Here is a 1,007-nt window from a genome sequence, read left to right on the forward strand (position 1 = left end):
CTGTCGATGCCGATGAAAGTGCTGTTGCTCGACGAACCGACCCGCGGCATCGACATCGGCGCCAAGGCCGAGATCTATCAGATCATCCACAACCTGGCGGCGCAGGGCATCGCGGTGATCGTGGTGTCCAGCGACCTGATGGAAGTGATGGGCATCGCCGACCGCATCCTGGTGCTGTGCGAAGGCGCGCTGCGCGGCGAACACCCGCGCGAACACGCCACTGAATCCAACCTGCTGCAGCTGGCCTTGCCGCGCCGCGTGACGAACTGAGAGAAAACCATGACCACTCAAAACAACGCGCTGCCCACGGCACGCAAACCCCTGGACATGCGCGCCTTGCTCGACAACTGGGCGATGCTGCTGGCGGCCATCGCCATCTTCGTGTTGTGCGCCTTGCTGATCGACAACTTCCTCTCGCCGCTGAACATGCGCGGCCTGGGCCTGGCGATTTCCACCGTGGGCATCGCCGCCTGCACCATGCTGTTCTGCCTGGCCTCGGGGCATTTTGACCTGTCGGTGGGCTCGGTGATCGCCTGCGCCGGGGTGGTCGCGGCCATCGTCATGCGCGACACCGACAGCGTCATGCTGGGCATTGGCGCGGCGTTGCTGATGGGCCTGGTGGTGGGGCTGATCAACGGCATCGTGATCGCCAAACTGCGGGTCAACGCGCTGATCACCACGCTGGCAACCATGCAAATCGTGCGCGGCCTGGCCTACATTTTTGCCGACGGCAAAGCGGTGGGGGTGTCCCAGGAGCAGTTCTTTATCTTCGGCAACGGCCAACTGTTCGGCGTGCCGGTGCCGATCCTGATCACCCTGGTGTGCTTCGTGTTTTTCGGCTGGCTGCTCAACTACACCACCTATGGGCGCAACACCATGGCCATCGGCGGCAACCCGGAAGCGGCGTTGCTGGCGGGCGTGAATGTGGATCGCACCAAGATCCTGATCTTCGCCGTACACGGCCTGATCGGTGCCCTGGCCGGCGTGATTTTGGCCTCACGCATGAC

1 protein-coding gene and 1 pseudogene are annotated in these 1,007 nt (G+C 63.5%); both read left to right on the forward strand.

The features are described 5' to 3' along the window. A pseudogene (gene araG / locus ACFZPT_RS26520) lies at nt 1-270 on the forward strand (L-arabinose ABC transporter ATP-binding protein AraG); the annotation flags it as partial. Between the two features lie 9 nt (nt 271-279). After that, nucleotides 280-1,007 (forward strand): L-arabinose ABC transporter permease AraH (locus ACFZPT_RS26525; RefSeq protein ID WP_379555940.1); only part of this gene is annotated, 728 nt, incomplete at its 3' end.

This window comes from Pseudomonas sp. MD330_10 (assembly GCF_042610415.1).
GTDB lineage: Bacteria > Pseudomonadota > Gammaproteobacteria > Pseudomonadales > Pseudomonadaceae > Aquipseudomonas > Aquipseudomonas rhodesiae.